The sequence below is a fragment of the Plantibacter flavus genome (assembly GCF_900177615.1).
Taxonomy (GTDB): domain Bacteria; phylum Actinomycetota; class Actinomycetes; order Actinomycetales; family Microbacteriaceae; genus Plantibacter; species Plantibacter flavus.
Map to the genome: position 1 here is coordinate 704366 of NZ_FXAP01000002.1, position 13765 is coordinate 718130.

The 13765-nt window shown below is 69.0% G+C and carries 19 protein-coding genes; 14 read left to right on the forward strand and 5 right to left on the reverse strand.

Features of this window, described 5'->3' with window-relative positions; translation table 11 throughout:
- Positions 1–140: 140 nt before the first annotated feature.
- Positions 141–614: a GNAT family N-acetyltransferase gene (locus B9Y95_RS09710; RefSeq protein WP_085511645.1), complete on the reverse strand. Its 474-nt coding sequence runs from the start codon at positions 612–614 to the stop codon at positions 141–143.
- Positions 615–701: 87 nt separating this feature from the next.
- Positions 702–935, reverse strand: a complete 234-nt coding sequence (locus B9Y95_RS09715) for a hypothetical protein (RefSeq protein ID WP_143736427.1) — start codon at positions 933–935, stop codon at positions 702–704.
- Positions 936–1030: 95 nt separating this feature from the next.
- Between B9Y95_RS09715 and B9Y95_RS09720 the strand changes: the two genes are divergently transcribed.
- Both B9Y95_RS09720 and B9Y95_RS09725 read left to right on the forward strand, forming a co-directional pair.
- Positions 1031–1936: a CPBP family intramembrane glutamic endopeptidase gene (locus tag B9Y95_RS09720; RefSeq protein ID WP_159453376.1), complete on the forward strand. Its 906-nt coding sequence runs from the start codon at positions 1031–1033 to the stop codon at positions 1934–1936.
- Positions 1933–2637: a MerR family transcriptional regulator gene (locus B9Y95_RS09725; RefSeq protein WP_085511745.1), complete on the forward strand. Its 705-nt coding sequence runs from the start codon at positions 1933–1935 to the stop codon at positions 2635–2637. The genes B9Y95_RS09720 and B9Y95_RS09725 overlap by 4 nt, the downstream gene beginning before the upstream one ends.
- Before the next feature lie 87 nt (positions 2638–2724).
- Here the strand turns inward: B9Y95_RS09725 and B9Y95_RS09730 are convergent, their stop codons facing one another.
- Positions 2725–3507, reverse strand: coding sequence for a phosphotransferase (locus B9Y95_RS09730; RefSeq protein ID WP_159453377.1), 783 nt, complete (start codon positions 3505–3507; stop codon positions 2725–2727).
- Positions 3508–3691: 184 nt separating this feature from the next.
- On the opposite strand from B9Y95_RS09730, the gene B9Y95_RS09735 reads away from it, so the two are divergent.
- From B9Y95_RS09735 to B9Y95_RS09750, 4 genes are all read left to right on the forward strand, one after another.
- Positions 3692–4075 (forward strand): cupin domain-containing protein, encoded by a 384-nt coding sequence (locus B9Y95_RS09735; RefSeq protein ID WP_085511649.1) that lies wholly within the window; start codon positions 3692–3694, stop codon positions 4073–4075.
- Positions 4076–4116: 41 nt separating this feature from the next.
- Positions 4117–4692: an NUDIX hydrolase gene (locus tag B9Y95_RS09740; RefSeq protein WP_085511650.1), complete on the forward strand. Its 576-nt coding sequence runs from the start codon at positions 4117–4119 to the stop codon at positions 4690–4692.
- An 80-nt stretch (positions 4693–4772) separates the two neighbouring features.
- A complete protein-coding gene (locus B9Y95_RS09745) occupies positions 4773–5231 on the forward strand; it encodes a hypothetical protein (protein ID WP_085511651.1) in 459 nt (152 codons plus the stop codon).
- 86 nt (positions 5232–5317) lie between these two features.
- The gene (locus tag B9Y95_RS09750; protein ID WP_085511652.1) at positions 5318–6244 is read left to right on the forward strand and encodes an arginase family protein; all 927 of its coding nucleotides are present in this window, start codon (positions 5318–5320) and stop codon (positions 6242–6244) included.
- Positions 6245–6375: 131 nt separating this feature from the next.
- Here the strand turns inward: B9Y95_RS09750 and B9Y95_RS09760 are convergent, their stop codons facing one another.
- On the reverse strand, positions 6376–7356 hold the full coding sequence (locus tag B9Y95_RS09760; RefSeq protein WP_085511653.1) for an aldo/keto reductase: 981 nt from the start codon (positions 7354–7356) through the stop codon (positions 6376–6378).
- Between the two features lie 132 nt (positions 7357–7488).
- Between B9Y95_RS09760 and B9Y95_RS09765 the strand changes: the two genes are divergently transcribed.
- The 4 genes from B9Y95_RS09765 to yidC all read left to right on the forward strand — a co-directional run bounded on the left by B9Y95_RS09765 (position 7489) and on the right by yidC (position 10192).
- A complete protein-coding gene (locus B9Y95_RS09765; RefSeq protein ID WP_085511654.1) occupies positions 7489–8370 on the forward strand; it encodes a helix-turn-helix transcriptional regulator in 882 nt (293 codons plus the stop codon).
- A gap of 102 nt (positions 8371–8472) precedes the next feature.
- Positions 8473–8940 carry an LptM family lipoprotein gene (locus B9Y95_RS09770; protein ID WP_085511655.1) on the forward strand — a complete coding sequence of 156 codons (468 nt, stop codon included), beginning with the start codon at positions 8473–8475 and terminating at the stop codon, positions 8938–8940.
- A 106-nt stretch (positions 8941–9046) separates the two neighbouring features.
- Positions 9047–9361 carry a DUF6412 domain-containing protein gene (locus tag B9Y95_RS09775; RefSeq protein ID WP_085511656.1) on the forward strand — a complete coding sequence of 105 codons (315 nt, stop codon included), beginning with the start codon at positions 9047–9049 and terminating at the stop codon, positions 9359–9361.
- A gap of 60 nt (positions 9362–9421) precedes the next feature.
- Positions 9422–10192 (forward strand): membrane protein insertase YidC, encoded by a 771-nt coding sequence (gene yidC / locus B9Y95_RS09780; protein ID WP_085511657.1) that lies wholly within the window; start codon positions 9422–9424, stop codon positions 10190–10192.
- 98 nt (positions 10193–10290) lie between these two features.
- On the opposite strand, the gene B9Y95_RS09785 is transcribed toward yidC, so the two are convergent.
- Complete coding sequence (locus B9Y95_RS09785; RefSeq protein WP_085511658.1) at positions 10291–11094, reverse strand: SDR family NAD(P)-dependent oxidoreductase; 804 nt, start codon at positions 11092–11094, stop codon at positions 10291–10293.
- Between the two features lie 104 nt (positions 11095–11198).
- On the opposite strand from B9Y95_RS09785, the gene B9Y95_RS09790 reads away from it, so the two are divergent.
- The 4 genes from B9Y95_RS09790 (at position 11199) to bla (ending at position 13758) form a co-directional block, all read left to right on the forward strand.
- Positions 11199–11783 (forward strand): TetR/AcrR family transcriptional regulator, encoded by a 585-nt coding sequence (locus B9Y95_RS09790; protein ID WP_085511659.1) that lies wholly within the window; start codon positions 11199–11201, stop codon positions 11781–11783.
- A gap of 169 nt (positions 11784–11952) precedes the next feature.
- The gene (locus B9Y95_RS09795; RefSeq protein WP_085511660.1) at positions 11953–12336 is read left to right on the forward strand and encodes a RidA family protein; all 384 of its coding nucleotides are present in this window, start codon (positions 11953–11955) and stop codon (positions 12334–12336) included.
- An 82-nt stretch (positions 12337–12418) separates the two neighbouring features.
- Positions 12419–12811 carry an SRPBCC family protein gene (locus B9Y95_RS09800; protein WP_085511661.1) on the forward strand — a complete coding sequence of 131 codons (393 nt, stop codon included), beginning with the start codon at positions 12419–12421 and terminating at the stop codon, positions 12809–12811.
- Positions 12808–13758 (forward strand): class A beta-lactamase, encoded by a 951-nt coding sequence (gene bla / locus B9Y95_RS09805; protein WP_085511662.1) that lies wholly within the window; start codon positions 12808–12810, stop codon positions 13756–13758. The genes B9Y95_RS09800 and bla overlap by 4 nt, the downstream gene beginning before the upstream one ends.
- Positions 13759–13765: the final 7 nt, after the last annotated feature.

Here is a 13765-nt window from a genome sequence, read left to right on the forward strand (position 1 = left end):
CTCCGGTCTACGCCTCGCCACCCGCCCGAGTCGCGGTCCTGACGGGATCCATACGTCGTTCCCCGGAACCCCGACGGTCTGCTCACGCTTCGCGCGGGTGGATGGGGGCATCAGCTCTCGACCATGGCTTGCATCTCCTGTCAGAGCTCGCGCGCGAACGACACCGTCGTGGCCGTGCGTCCGGTCTCTGCGAGTCCCGCCTTCAGGAGGACCCGCTGGGATGCGACGTTCGTGACGTCGGTCTCCGCGGCCGCCCGTTCTGCGCCATGCGCTGCGGCGAACGACAGTGCGCCGACGACCGCCTCCGTCCCGAGTCCGACCCCGCGAGCGGCAGGGACAAGACCGTAGCCGAACTCGACGCGACCGTCGCTGTCGGGCGGTCCGAAGAAGCCGAGTCCACCGACGGCCGAACCGTCGGCATCACGGATGAGGTACATCGTGAAGATCGGGTCGCTGACGGTCGATTCCGCGAGACCGCGGAGCGGACCGAGCTCATCGGCGAAGGGGTACTCCGGGTGCCAAGCGTCACCGTCACGCTCGTCGCGTTCGACGATGCGTCGCGCGAGCGCCGGTGAGATCGGTTCGAGGGTGGTTCGTTCGGTGCGGATGATCATCGACGCCAGTCTGGCAGGGTGCCGAGAAGACGATCGCACCGTGCGCAGGTGCGGTGGTTCCCGCGGAATCGGTGGAGGGCCTGCAGCCTACGAGGGATCACCGTCCTCGGGCAGCGATCGACGCTGCCGGGCCGCGCGCCACTTGAGGAGCGTCAACACCAGATTGAGGACGACCAGCGACAGTGCGACGAGTTTCAGCGGCAGCGGCATCGATGGGTTGAAACCCAGGATCAGCGCGAGGATGGCTAGGAACCCGAGTCGGACCCACGGCGCGGCTCCGGCGCTCTTCATACCGTCGCTGAATCCGGGTGCTCGCAGCATGTGCGGCTCCCGACTCCGATGTGGGCGGAGCTTGACTCCGACGTGACGTCATGGTTTTCGCTAGGAATGTCCGTCCCCTCAGCGAAGGAACCCTCATGCCCGACTCACCGTCGAACACTCCATCCCACCTCTCCGGCTACGTGCAGGGCTTGCGGTATCGACCGCAGCTCTGGCGCACGCTCGTGGCCGCCGTGAGTGGCATCCTCACGCTCGTGGTGGTGCTCGGTGTCGCCGCGATCCCGGTCGGCCAAGCAGTGGATCGACTGATCGGTGTCACCCCGTTCGACCCGGCGAACCCGTCCTTCACGGTCGGATTCTGGGCGGCGGGCAACGTCCTCGTCGCGCTCCTCATCCCCGTCAGCATGGTGCTCCACAAACTCGTGTACGGCGCCTCGCCAGGAGCGTTGGCCTCGGTGACAGGCCGCTTCCGGTGGATGCTTCTCGCGCGAGCCTCAGTCGTCGTGCTGCCGGTGTGGGTCGCCTACGCGGTGATCATGCAGCCGTTCCTCGGCACCGGATCTCCGAAGTGGACGACGGTCAATCTCGTGCTCTGCGTGGTCGCGCTCGTGACCATTCCGCTGCAGTCGGCCGGCGAGGAGTACCTGTTCCGGGGCCTGATCTTCCGGGCGATCGGGGCGCGATTCGCTCGTCCGGTCGTCTCGTTCGCGGTCGCCACCGCCGTGACCGCGCTGCAGTTCGGGCTGATCCACGGGGCGACCGATCCGTGGGGTGTCGCGTACTACGTCGTGATGGGGATCGGCTTCGCGGTCCTCGCCGAACGCACCGGTGGTCTCGAGGTCCCGATCCTGATCCACGCGGCGAACAACACGTTGCTGCTCGTGCCGGTCGTCCTCGCCGGGGAGTTGGCGACGGTGTCGACGCCGACCGGCCCGATCGTGCTGGTACCGATGCTGCTCGTGGCCACGGTTACCTGCGTACTGTGGAAGCTGGCGCCGTGGCTGACGTCATCCGCGCGGCGGCGAGAGGAGGTGACGGTGTGAGGAGCAGTGACCTCGCCCGCTTGGCCGGCGTCTCGGTGCGCACGCTCCGTCACTACCACCAGATCGGTCTGCTGCCCGAACCCGAGCGCTCCGCGAACGGCTACCGGGACTACGCAGCCTCCGACCTCGTCCGAGTGCTGCGCGTGAGACGACTCGCGGATCTCGGCGTGCCGCTCGCCCGCATCGATCCGTCGGCCGACCTCGAGGACGAGCTCACGCGGTTGGACGAGCAGTACGCGGAGCAGATCGAGGAGCTCCAGGTGCGGCGGGACATGATCAGCGCGCTGCGCGAGCACGGGACGCGAGTGGACACCCCTGCGTACGCGCAGCGTTACCTCGACGCTCTCGGCCGACGGCAGGACCTGTCGCCGCGATCCGTCGAAACCGAGCGGGACGCCTCCGTCCTGCTCGAGCTGCTCCTCGACCGGAAGACGCTGGCCGAGCTCGGCGCGCTCGACGACTCTGCGATCGCGGAGCTCGCTGACGTCACCGCGGCTCTCCTCGGTCTCGGTGACGACGCGTCCGACGAGCTGATCGACGCCGTGGCAGACGGTCTGGCGGCGGTGTTCGACCGCCTCCAACACACCTCCGACACACCCCGGCTCAGCCGCGAGGCCGCCGACTCCCTCGACGACCACGTGAGCAGGCAACTCACCGCGGTGCAACTGGCGGTGGTTCGGCGGTCGACGGGACGCCGGTGATCGACATCCGACCGATCGACGAGTACGAGTTCCTCGTGCGGCCTGACGACGCCGCCCAGAGCGCCCGCTCTGCTCTTGCCCGGAGCGTCAGGGGACGGATTGCGCACTCTCGATGGCCTGCTCGAGGAGCTCCAGTTCGCGACGCACATGGTCCAACGCATTCCCGGGGTGGCGATGCTGCAGGTCGTGCAGCATGAACCGGCAGGCCCAGATGCGCGCAGCCGTTGACGCCTCGTCGAGGTTCGCGCCGTCGGTCCATCCTGCGAGGAACGCCCGCCACACCGGCTGGTCGAGCAGCGGAATCGCGTGCGGGTCCAGCCGGAAGATGGCGGAGGTCCTGGCCCGGTCGTAGTCCGGCGGCCCGGCTGCGGCGTTGGTCCAGTCGATGACGGCGGTCACACGGTCGTCCGGCCCCACCAGGATGTTCAACGGGTGGAGATCGAGGTGCAGGAGCGAGCGTTCGCCGTCGATGGAGGCGAACGCCGGAGGGGCGGTGACCGTCCACAGTGCCGCCTGCGCACGACCACAGGCGAGACCCCTCGTGAAGGCCCGCTCCGCGGTCACGCCGCTGAGATCGGCGGCGACGGTGCCGTCGACCCGCTCGATGAGCGCGGCCGCCCATGGTCCGCCTTCGGTCGGGACGAAGGTGCCGACGGTCGCCGGAACCGGCACCGCCACGGAGGCTGCGTTCGCAGCGGCGAGTTCGTGCGCGATCGTCTCCGGGGAGCCGAGGCGCAACACGGCGTCGTCGATCCCGAACACCCGCCCGGTCATCCCACCGAGCTGCTCGAGGCGTTCATGATCGAGCCCGAAGTGGGCGCTCGCTTCGATGAGGGCGCGACGGAATCCGCGCTCGTTGTCGTCGACCATCACGTCATCGTAGGTGAGGCGCGCCATCGGGTCACGGGTGTCGTCACCGTCACCCCGATGACGAGCGGGTCGCGGCCGAGCGGCGCTGCCATGCCGCCAGGACGGCGACGAGGGAGCCCGTTCCCTCGGAGACTGAGGGGTGGCGCCGCGCCCCTCTCCACGTCAGTCGCGAGAGGATGGACGCATGACCGCTCTCTCCGGAATCGATATCGCCGCCGAACTCCGACAGGTCGAGGCCCATTGGACTCCTCGAGTGGTGGGGCGGGTCAACGATCAATACGTGAAGGTCGCGAAGCTCCTCGGCCAGTTGGTCTGGCACGACCATGCGAACGAAGACGAGATGTTCCTCGTCGTCTCGGGCACACTCCGTATCCAGCTCCCCGACGATGAGGAGGTCGTGCTCACGGCGGGCCAGTTCTTCGTGGTGCCGCGGGGCGTGCAGCACAATCCCATCGCCGATGAGGAGGTCGAGATCGTCTTGATCGAGACCGTTACGACTGCCCACACCGGCGATGTGATCGTCGAGGGCACGGTGCCCGTCGAGCGTCAGCTGGGCGACTTCCGCTGACGACATGATCGCCGGACGGCAGTCGACCGTAGGGTGGGCGGATGCTTGTTCCGGATGAATCACGTTGGACCACGCTCGAGAAGACGACGGTCCACCGAGGTCGGGTCACCTTGGTCGATCACGAGGTCCGATTGCCGGACGGGTCGCGATCGAGGTATGTCGTCGACGAGAGCGTTCCCTTCTCCGTCGCCTCGCTGATCATCGTCGGCGACGACGTGCTCCTCGCCCGGCAGTACCGATACCCGCTCGACCGCTGGATCCACGACCTGCCGGGCGGTGCCGGTCGAACGGACGAAGCCCCGCTCGATGCCGCTCGGCGTGAGCTCGAAGAGGAGCTCGGTATCGTTCCGGACGACCTCCGACCGCTGCACACCTTCTTCATGAACCCGGGGCGGGCGTCCTGGCCGACACACCTGTTCATCTCGACTCGCGGCCTCCGCCCCGGCCTGGCAGACCTGTCGGATCCCGCGGAGCAGGTGCGGCTCGAGCGCATCCCGCTGTCCGAGCTCGACGCACTGATCGTCTCCGGAGCGATCGTCGACCCGCCGCTCATCGTCGCCCGAGCCGTGGCGGCGGCCCAGGGCATCCTCCCGCCGCTCGGGGTGGCCAACGAGTAGCGATCTCGCTGAGCGCATCTGACTGAGAGCTCGAGCAGGCGGCTCCGGTCACGCTCCCTCGATTCGGGTACGCTCGCGGCGTGAACGAAGACGAGACGCTCGTCCACGTGACGCACGACGCGCCGTGGCTTCCTCCGGGAGGCAGGGCCGAGGTGATCCGCCGGACGACGCCACCGCGGCCGATGGCGGTCGTGCGCCTGCTCCTCCGCGACGCCGACCGGGTGTTCTGCGTGACGAGGCAGGGGACAGGTCGGCTCGATCTGCCGATGCTCGAGGCCGCATCCGATGATGCCGACGGCACGGCGACCGCCCGTGAGCTGGCACAGCGCATCACCGGCGAGCACACGGGCATGCACTTCATCGGCGCCGTACGCAACGTCGTGGAGGCACCGGCCGACGGGTACGACTGGCCGGCGCCGGTCGCCCACTTCGGCGTGTGGGCTTCAGTCGCGACTCCGATGGCTCATGGCGCGTGGGTGCGTCTCGACGATGACGAGCATCAGCTGCGCGACCGGCACTGGTACCCACTGATGGGCTGATGTGTACGACGCAACCGTTCGTCGGCGGATGATCTGGCCGGGATCCGGCACTGTCGACTGTCGGTGCGCTCTGTCAGGCTGACGGGATGATCGCAATCATCTCCGCTCCGACGAACCTCGGGCTCCGCCCACCGGAGCGGGGGAGCGTGCCCGGCGCGGATAAAGCTCCGTCGGCTCTGCGGGAGGCCGGACTGTTCCGGCGGCTCGAATCGGCCGGGGCCCGTGATGCAGGCGTGCTCCTTGCCGGGCGGTACCTCGACGACGACGACACCCGCCCGAGTGTCCACGTCCGCAACGAAGCGACGATGGTCGATCATGCGCGGCGTCTCGCCGCTCGGCTGACGGAGGTCCTCGACGCCGGTGACGCTCCGCTCGTCGTCGGAGGCGACTGCAGTGTCCTGCTCGGCATCGGTCTGGCGTTGTCGCGTCGTGGGCGGGCAGGACTGGTGCACGTCGACGGCCACACGGACTTCAGACATCCCGGCAACAGCGACGCCTGTGCGAGCGTCGCGGGGGAGGACCTGGCCGCCGCCGTCGGCCTGCACTGGCCGGCGATCGCGGACATCGACGGTCTCGGCCCGTACTTCGAACCGCGACGCGTCGTGCACATCGGGCACCGCGATGACGACGCGGAAGCAGCACAGGCGCGCGAGACGCTCGGACTCGTCATTCCGGCCCGGCGGTTCATCGAGCAGCCCGCCGGCGACGTGCGTGTCGCGGTGCACGAGGTGGCGGGCCGTGGGTACTGGCTGCAGCTCGACGTCGACGTCCTCGACGCGAGCATCATGCCCGCAGTGGACAGCCCCGATCCCGGCGGCTTGGACGCGCCGCAGTTACGTGCGCTGTTGGCCGAACTCGCTCCTGGCGCGGTCGGAGCATCAGTGACCGTCTTCGATCCAGACCTCGACCCCGACGGCCGCTACGCTCGGCTGCTGACCGAGGTCCTCGCCGACGGGTTCAGCGAGCTCGGTTCGGCGAACGAGCACGACCGACCGCTCAGCGCGGCGACCTGACCGGAACGAGGCAGTCGACCTCGCCCTCGCGCCGATAGTGCTCGATGTGGGGGCGGTCTTCGTCGTGATCGGCGAGGTCGACCGAAGGCGGCACAGCACGGCCCGAACCGGACTAGGCCGCACCGGTGTGCTCAGCGGTCGATCGAAGCCATGTTGGCGTCGTCGTGACGAGCGCCAGCTGCGGGGGTGAGGGTGCTCAACCGCTCGACCTGCTCGGGGCTCAGCTGCACGGCATCGGCGGCCGTGTTCTCCTCGACCCGTGAGACCCGTCGTGTTCCGGGGATGGGCGCGATGTCGTCGCCGCGGGTGAGGATCCAGGCCAGCGCGGTCTGTGCCGGCGTAGCACCGATCTCAGCGCCGATGGCGCGGACCTCATCCACGATCGCCAGGTTGCGACCGAAGTTCTCGGGAGTGAACCGCGGGTTCGTCTTGCGCCAGTCGCCCTCGGGGATGTCGTCGGACGAACGCAGCTGCCCGGTGAGGAGGCCGTGGCCGAGCGGGGAGTACGGCACGAACCCGATCCCGAGCTCGCGGAGGAGGGGCAGGATGTCTGTCTCGACCTCGCGAGTCCACAGGGAGTACTCGGTCTGCAGCGCCGACACCGGCTGCACGGCGTGCGCACGGCGGATCGTTTCAGCAGACGCCTCGGAGAGCCCGAAGTGCAGTACCTTGCCTTCAGCGATCAGCTCGGCGACGGCGCCCGCCGTCTCCTCGATGGGCGTGTGCTGGTCGACGCGGTGCTGGTAGTAGAGGTCGATGTGGTCGGTGCGGAGTCGCCGAAGCGACCCCTCGACGGCTGCTCGCACGTTCGCTGCCGAGCTGTCGGCGACACGACCCTGCTTGCCGGAATGGGAGACGAGCCCGAACTTCGTGGCGAGCTTGACCTGATCGCGACGCCCCGCGATGGCTCGTCCGACGACCTCCTCGCTGTGGAACGGCCCGTAGACCTCCGCGGTGTCGATGTGCGTCACGCCGAGTTCGAGGGCGCGGTGGATGGTGCGGACGGACTCGTCGTCGTCGAGCCCACCGCCGGTGGTGTACGTACCGGCCATCGTCATGGCGCCGAGGCCGATGCGGGAGACCTCGAGGGTTCCGAGACGTGCGAGCTTCATGCTGCTCCTTCTGCCGAGGGGTGGGTGGTGATGCTCCGAGTCAACCGCTCGGCGCCCCGGTGAGCGTGGCCCGGTCTACAGGTGCACCAGGAGGGCCCCTCTTCCGGAGGAGGATCGGCGTACCGTCGATGCATGGACATCCACGACGACTTGAGCGAGTTCTTGACCTCGCGCCGGGCGAAGCTGACGCCGTCGCAGGCCGGATTGCCCGACTACGGCGGTCGGCGTCGCGTGCCCGGACTCCGCCGCGAGGAGGTCGCGCTGCTCGCAGGGATGAGCGCCGAGTACTACAAGCGGCTCGAGCGAGGAAACGCCACCGGGGTCTCGGAAGCCGTCGTCGACGGGGTCAGCCGCGCCCTGCAGCTCACCGAGGCGGAGCATGCGCACCTCTCCGGGCTCATCCGCACCGCGAACGCCGGAATCCGGCCGCAGCGGCGGCGGCAGACACGGACGACGACACTGACGGCCGGCATGCAACAGACCATCGATGCGATGTCCACGGTTCCCGTCTTCGTGCAGAACGGGCGGCTCGACGCCATCGCCACCAACACGCTCGGTCGGGCGCTGTTCTCGGAGATGTTCGACGACGTGAGCCCGCCGGTCAATGCGGCGCGGTTCGTGTTCCTCGACCAGCGTTCCCAGACCTTCTACCAAGACTGGGAGGGCAATGCCCAGCAGATCGTCGCGATCCTCCGCGCCGAAGCCGGCCGCTCACCCTACGACCGGGAACTCAGCGACCTCGTCGGCGAGCTGTCCACGCGCAGCGACCTGTTCCGCAAGCTCTGGGGTGCCCACGACGTCCGGGAGCACCGCGGTGGGTCCAAGAACGTCCACCATCCGATCGTCGGCGATCTCGCCCTCAACTACCAGAGCATGGACCTGGCCTCAGATCGTGGCCTGCAGATGCTCGTCTTCTCCGCCGAGCCCGGATCCGCTTCCGCCGACCGCATGCAACTCCTCGCCAACTGGGCGGAGTCGGGGCGTGTCGCGTTCGAGCGACGGCCCAGCCGCTGATCGGTCGATCGCCGGGCGTTGCGACGGCCGGACTCGGCCATCGCGTGAACGGCGCATCCGAGCAGGCGAGGCAGTCGACCTCGGTCATGGTAGGAAGGCCTCATGCGCCGCGCCCTCAGCACGTTCCTCGCCATCTGCATCGTCGGAACCCTCGCGGGGTGTGGGGCGTTCCAACGAGGGCCCAGCTACGAGTCCGCCAAGGAGGCGGCGCTCTCCCTGCGTGAGGAGTTCGAAGCGACGTTGCCGGACGGAGCGTCGACGGTGAGCGAGGATGAGGTCGACATCGCGTGCAACGGCGGCGCAGTCCAGTTCAACGGCATCGTCACCGTGGATGTCGCGGAGGACTTCGACCGGAACGCCTGGTTGGACGAGGCTGCCGCGAGGTATGCCGACCGAGCGGCGTGGAAGGTCGAGAAGAAGGTCGCAGCCGACGACTCCTCGGACGCCACCAGCGCCGTCGCCTTCTTCTCCGAGAACGGCTACTACGTGCGTCTCGACGAGTTCGCGGACACGGCCGAGTGGGGGCCGGTCATCGTCCTGTCCGCGTCCGGTCCGTGTGTGCGTCGCTGAGCTGAGCGTCCGTCCGCAGGTGTCGCGACCCACGCCACGGCCGGAGTCGAGCTCCTGAGCGTGCGGACTGCGACCCCAGCGTCGCGCTTCCTGATACCGTCGAACCATGGTCGGTCTGCTCGAACTCGTGGCGCGGACGTTCGCGCTGCTCGGGGCAGGCGGCGGCGGGAACGTCGTGATCCCCGCCCTCATGGTGCTCGGGTTCATCGGGGCCGTGTCCGCGGCGGCGGTCCTCATCGCCGTCATCCTCCAGGTGCGCGTGACGCTCCGGCCACGCACCGGACCCGTCGAGCTGCGCGAGGTCGAGAACCTCCGCGTGCTGGTCACCCACAACAACCCCGACGCACCGGGGCACGTCCGGTCTCGAGCGCCCGGAAGCGCGATCGTGACCGTCGGAACGGCCGGGTTCAGCGTGCAGTAGCGCCCCGGTGGTCCGTGGCGGTCGAACGATCCTCTCCCGTTCTCGATCGAAGGACCACTCATGGACCTCTCCACCATCCCGTTCGTCTCCACCATCCTCGACGGCCTCGCCGGGTTCGTCGAAGCGACCGGCGGATTCCTCGAGCCCATGACGGGCTCGTGGGCGCCGCTGCTCGCCATCGTCGTCCTCACCGTGCTCGTCCGGCTGCTCTTACTGCCGGTCGGCGTCTCGCAGGTCCGCACCGAGCGCACCAGGCGCCGCCTCGCCCCGGAACTCGCAGCCCTGCGTAAGCGCTACGCCGGTCGACCCGAGGAGCTGAACCGCGCGCTCGTCGAGCTCTACCAGCGGCACGGCACCTCGCCGGTCGCGGGCTGCCTGCCACTGCTCGCGCAAGCACCGGTGGTCTCCGCGGTCTACGCCCTGTTCATACACCAGGACATCGCCGGTCATGCCAATGCGCTGCTGTCCGGGGTGGTCGGGGGCGTCCCGCTCGGCGCGAACCTGTTCCAACTGATCGGCACCACGGTCACGGCGATCTGGCCGTTCCTCATCGTCCTCCTGCTGCTCGGCCTCGCGATCGAACTCACCAGGCGGGCGAGCGCACGATGGGCGGCCGTACCGGACGAAGCTGCAGCGGCGCGGACACCTGCTCCCGCCGGCGCCGCCGCGATCGCACCCATCATGCGCTGGCTCCCGTTCCTCTCGGTCGGCTTCGCGGCCATCGTCCCGTTCGCGGCCGCCGTCTACCTCGCGACGAGCGCGCTGTGGACGGTCGCCGAGCGGGCGGTGCTCCGACGCGCGCTCCGCGACCCGTACGCGCCGGCGGTCTGAGTCGGCCCACGGTCTGCGCGCACCCGTCCGAGAGTGCTCGTTCTGCTCTTCCGAGCACGCTCAGCGAGCAGAACGGGCATTCTCGGCATGCTGACCGGTCAACGCCGACGTGCGGGATCGGTGAGGCGGTGCATCATCGAGCTCACGCTTCGTCGGCTCATCACGCGACTCAGGCCACTGCTGACGCGGTTCACACGCCCGTCGATCACGCTCGGCCCGGGGTTGCGTCGTGCGAGGTGGACGAGTGCCGTGGCCACCACGTCCTCCGGTGTTCGCATGCGGGCTCCAGCTGTCGCGTCCTCCGTTCCGACGACCGCGTTGAACTCCGTACTGGTGGCCCCCGGCGAGAGTGCGAAGACCGTGACGCCCGTCCCGCGGGTCTCCGCCCAGAGCGCCTCGGTGAAGCTCAGCACGAACGCCTTCGATGCGCCGTAGACGGCCATTCGAGGCGTCGGCGTATACGCAGCCATGCTCGCGACGTTGATGAGGAACCCCGAGCCGGCCGCCACCAGGGCTGGGAGCAGCGCAGCACTGAGCTGAACCGGCGCGCTGACGTCGACTGCGATCTCGAGGACGAGATGTCCCGGGTCATCCTGGAGGAAGGGGCCGAACGTCCCGAAGCCCGCGTTGTTGACGAGGCCGGTGATCCGGATGTCGGCCTCGGCGAGGGCTTCGGTGATCCGGTTCACGGCGGCGGGCTCCGAGAGGTCCTGGGCGAGGGGGAGAACGCGGACGCCGTGTGCTGCCTGGAGTTCTCCGGCGAGGGCGTCGAGACGGTCGCGGCGGCGGGCGACGAGCACGAGGTCCGATCCTCTGGCTGCGAATGCTCGGGCGAACGCTGCGCCGATCCCGGAGGATGCTCCGGTGATGAGCACGGTCTGGGTGGGGCGGGGGACGGGCATCGGAACTCCTCGACAGCAGCATGGGATGCGACGGACCCGCCACATTCGCACTGTATGCCTTACTGGCACTGAGTGTCAACTAGGCAGTGCGATATCCTGGCCGCATGCAGGCCCAACCGTCGCTCTGGCAGCGCTCCCGAGAAGCCGCCTACGCGGAGATCGCCCGCGTGGCGATGGAGCTGTTCCTGGAGCAGGGGTTCGAGCAGACCACGATCGACCAGATCGTTGCCGAGGCTGGTATCTCGCGACGCTCCTTCTTCCGCTACTTCGGAACGAAGGAGGACGTCGTCCTGGGGGATCTCGCCGGTCAGGGCGAGCTCGTCCGCGAGGCGCTCGAGGCGGTCCCCGACGAGGTGGAGCCATGGGACGCCCTGCGCCTGGCGATGCAGGCGGTCGACGCCCTCCAGATCCAGCCCGGCGTGACGTTGAAGATCGCCACGATGATGTACCGGACGCCTTCTCTGCGCTCCCGGAGTATCGAGAAGCACCTCCACTGGCAGGCGCTGCTCGTCCCCGAGATCCGCAGGCGACTCGCCGTGGGCGACGACGACCCGGCGCCTGAGGCGATCGTCGCGACCGCCATCGCGTGCCTGGACGTCGCGGGTGAACGCTGGGTCTCCGGTGGTGGAGTGGGTGACCTGAGCGTGCTCTACGACCGGGCCGTCGCCGGGGTTCGCTCGGGGTCCTGACGGCAGGGTGCCTCGAGTCCGACGGAGAGCGCCCGTTCTGGTCGTCGAAGGCGTTGTGCAAAGCAGAGCGGGCACTCTCGGTGGACGGGCGCCAGCCGAACGTCACTCGCTCGGGACCTGCAGCGATCTGCCTCTGCCGCCGCGATCGCTGGAGGCCTATGCTCCGGTCATGGAACGCCATGTCATCAGTACCCCGAACGCACCGAGCTCTCCGCTCTTCAGCCAGGGTGTGAGAGCGGGCTCGACGATCTCGGTCTCCGGCATGGTCGGAGTCGATCCGGCGACCGGAGTGTCAGCCGGGCCCTCCATCCAGGACCAGACCCAGCAGTCGCTCCGGAACTGCGAGGCTGTCTTGAACGCAGGTGGAGGCACGATCGCCGACATCACGATGGTCACCGTGTTGCTCGCCCACCCGGACGATTTCGCGGGTCTGAACGAAGCGTATGCGGACTTCTTCGACGAGCCGCGCCCGGCACGTGCTGTCGCCCGGCTCGGACCGGAGCTTCCGGGCGTCCTCGTATCGATCGCCATGACTGCGCAGGTGGATCGCTGACCGCGGCAGTGGACTCGCGATGGCCTCGCGGCATCGTGCCCGAGTCTGCGCCTGGCAAGATGCCAGCATGAGAAGTCATCACGTGAGCCGGGTCATCAGTGCCTCGCCGGATGCCGTCTACGAGTACGCATCGGACATCGACAACCTCCCGCGGTGGGCGGCCGGTCTCGCTCAGGCCGAGGTGGTCCGCGAGGGCGACACGCTGTTCGTCGAGTCGCCCATGGGTCGGGTGGAGGTCCGATTCGTCGAGCACAACCGACTCGGCGTGCTCGACCACGACGTGACCCTGCCGTCCGGGACCGTCGTGACCAACCCCGTGCGCGTCCTGGCTCATCCGGAGGGTGCCGAGCTGGTGTTCACCGTGCGCCAGATCGAGCTGGACGACGCCGCGTTCGCGCGTGACGTCGCCATGGTCGAGGCGGACCTCGAGCGCCTCGATCAGCAGGTCGCTGGGCAGGCCGGTGTTCGTCGATGACGCGGAGCACCGGTGGCGTCGTCGCCGCCGTCGTCGCCGTCGCCCTGGCCGGTGGGCTGGTGCTCGGGCTCGTGGGGTGCGCCTCCGCTATTCCGTCCCCGTCGGCGTCGCCGAGCTCTCCAACCTCGGCCCCACCGTCGGCCCCGCCCGCGTCGATGCCCGACCTGTCCGTCGAGTTCCAAGCCGTGGAGGCCGAGTTCAGCGCGCGCGTGGGCATCAGCGCCGTCGACACCGGGACCGGTGCCCGCCTGTCGTACCGGGCTGACGAGCGCTTCGGGTACGCCTCGACGATCAAGGCGCTCGCCGCAGCTGTCTTCCTCCACGAGGTGCGCGGCTCGGCGCGTGACGAAGTCGTCACCTGGTCGGCTGAGGATGTCGAGGCGGCCGGTTACTCGCCGGTGACGAGTGAACAGGTGGAGACCGGCCTCACCCTGTCCCAGCTTGCGGAGGCCGCCGTCCGGCGGAGCGACAACACGGCCCTCAACCTCGTCCTCGCCCGGATCGGAGGGCCGACCGCGCTGGACGCCGCCCTCGTCGCGCTCGGCGACGAGGTGACCGAGGTCGTCAACGCGGAGCCGCTGTTGAACGTGATCGAACCGGGCAGCACCGATGACACCACCACCCCTGCCGCGTTCGCCGACGACCTGATCCGTCTCGTCGACGGCTCCTACCTGGAGCCCGCCGACCGGACGGCGCTCCTGGCGTGGATGGGCGGCAACGCGACGGGCGACACCCTGATCCGGGCCGGTGCGCCGGCGGGATGGCAGGTGGCCGACAAGTCCGGGGGTGCGGGTGGGATCCGGAACGACATCGCGATCATCGACCGGCCGGGCGGCGACCCGATCGTCCTGACCATCCTCACGAACACACTCGACCCGGACGCCGAGTACGACGACGCGTTGGTCGCGGAGGCGGCGAGCGTCGCGCTCGCCGCCTTCGATCGATAGCGGTCGC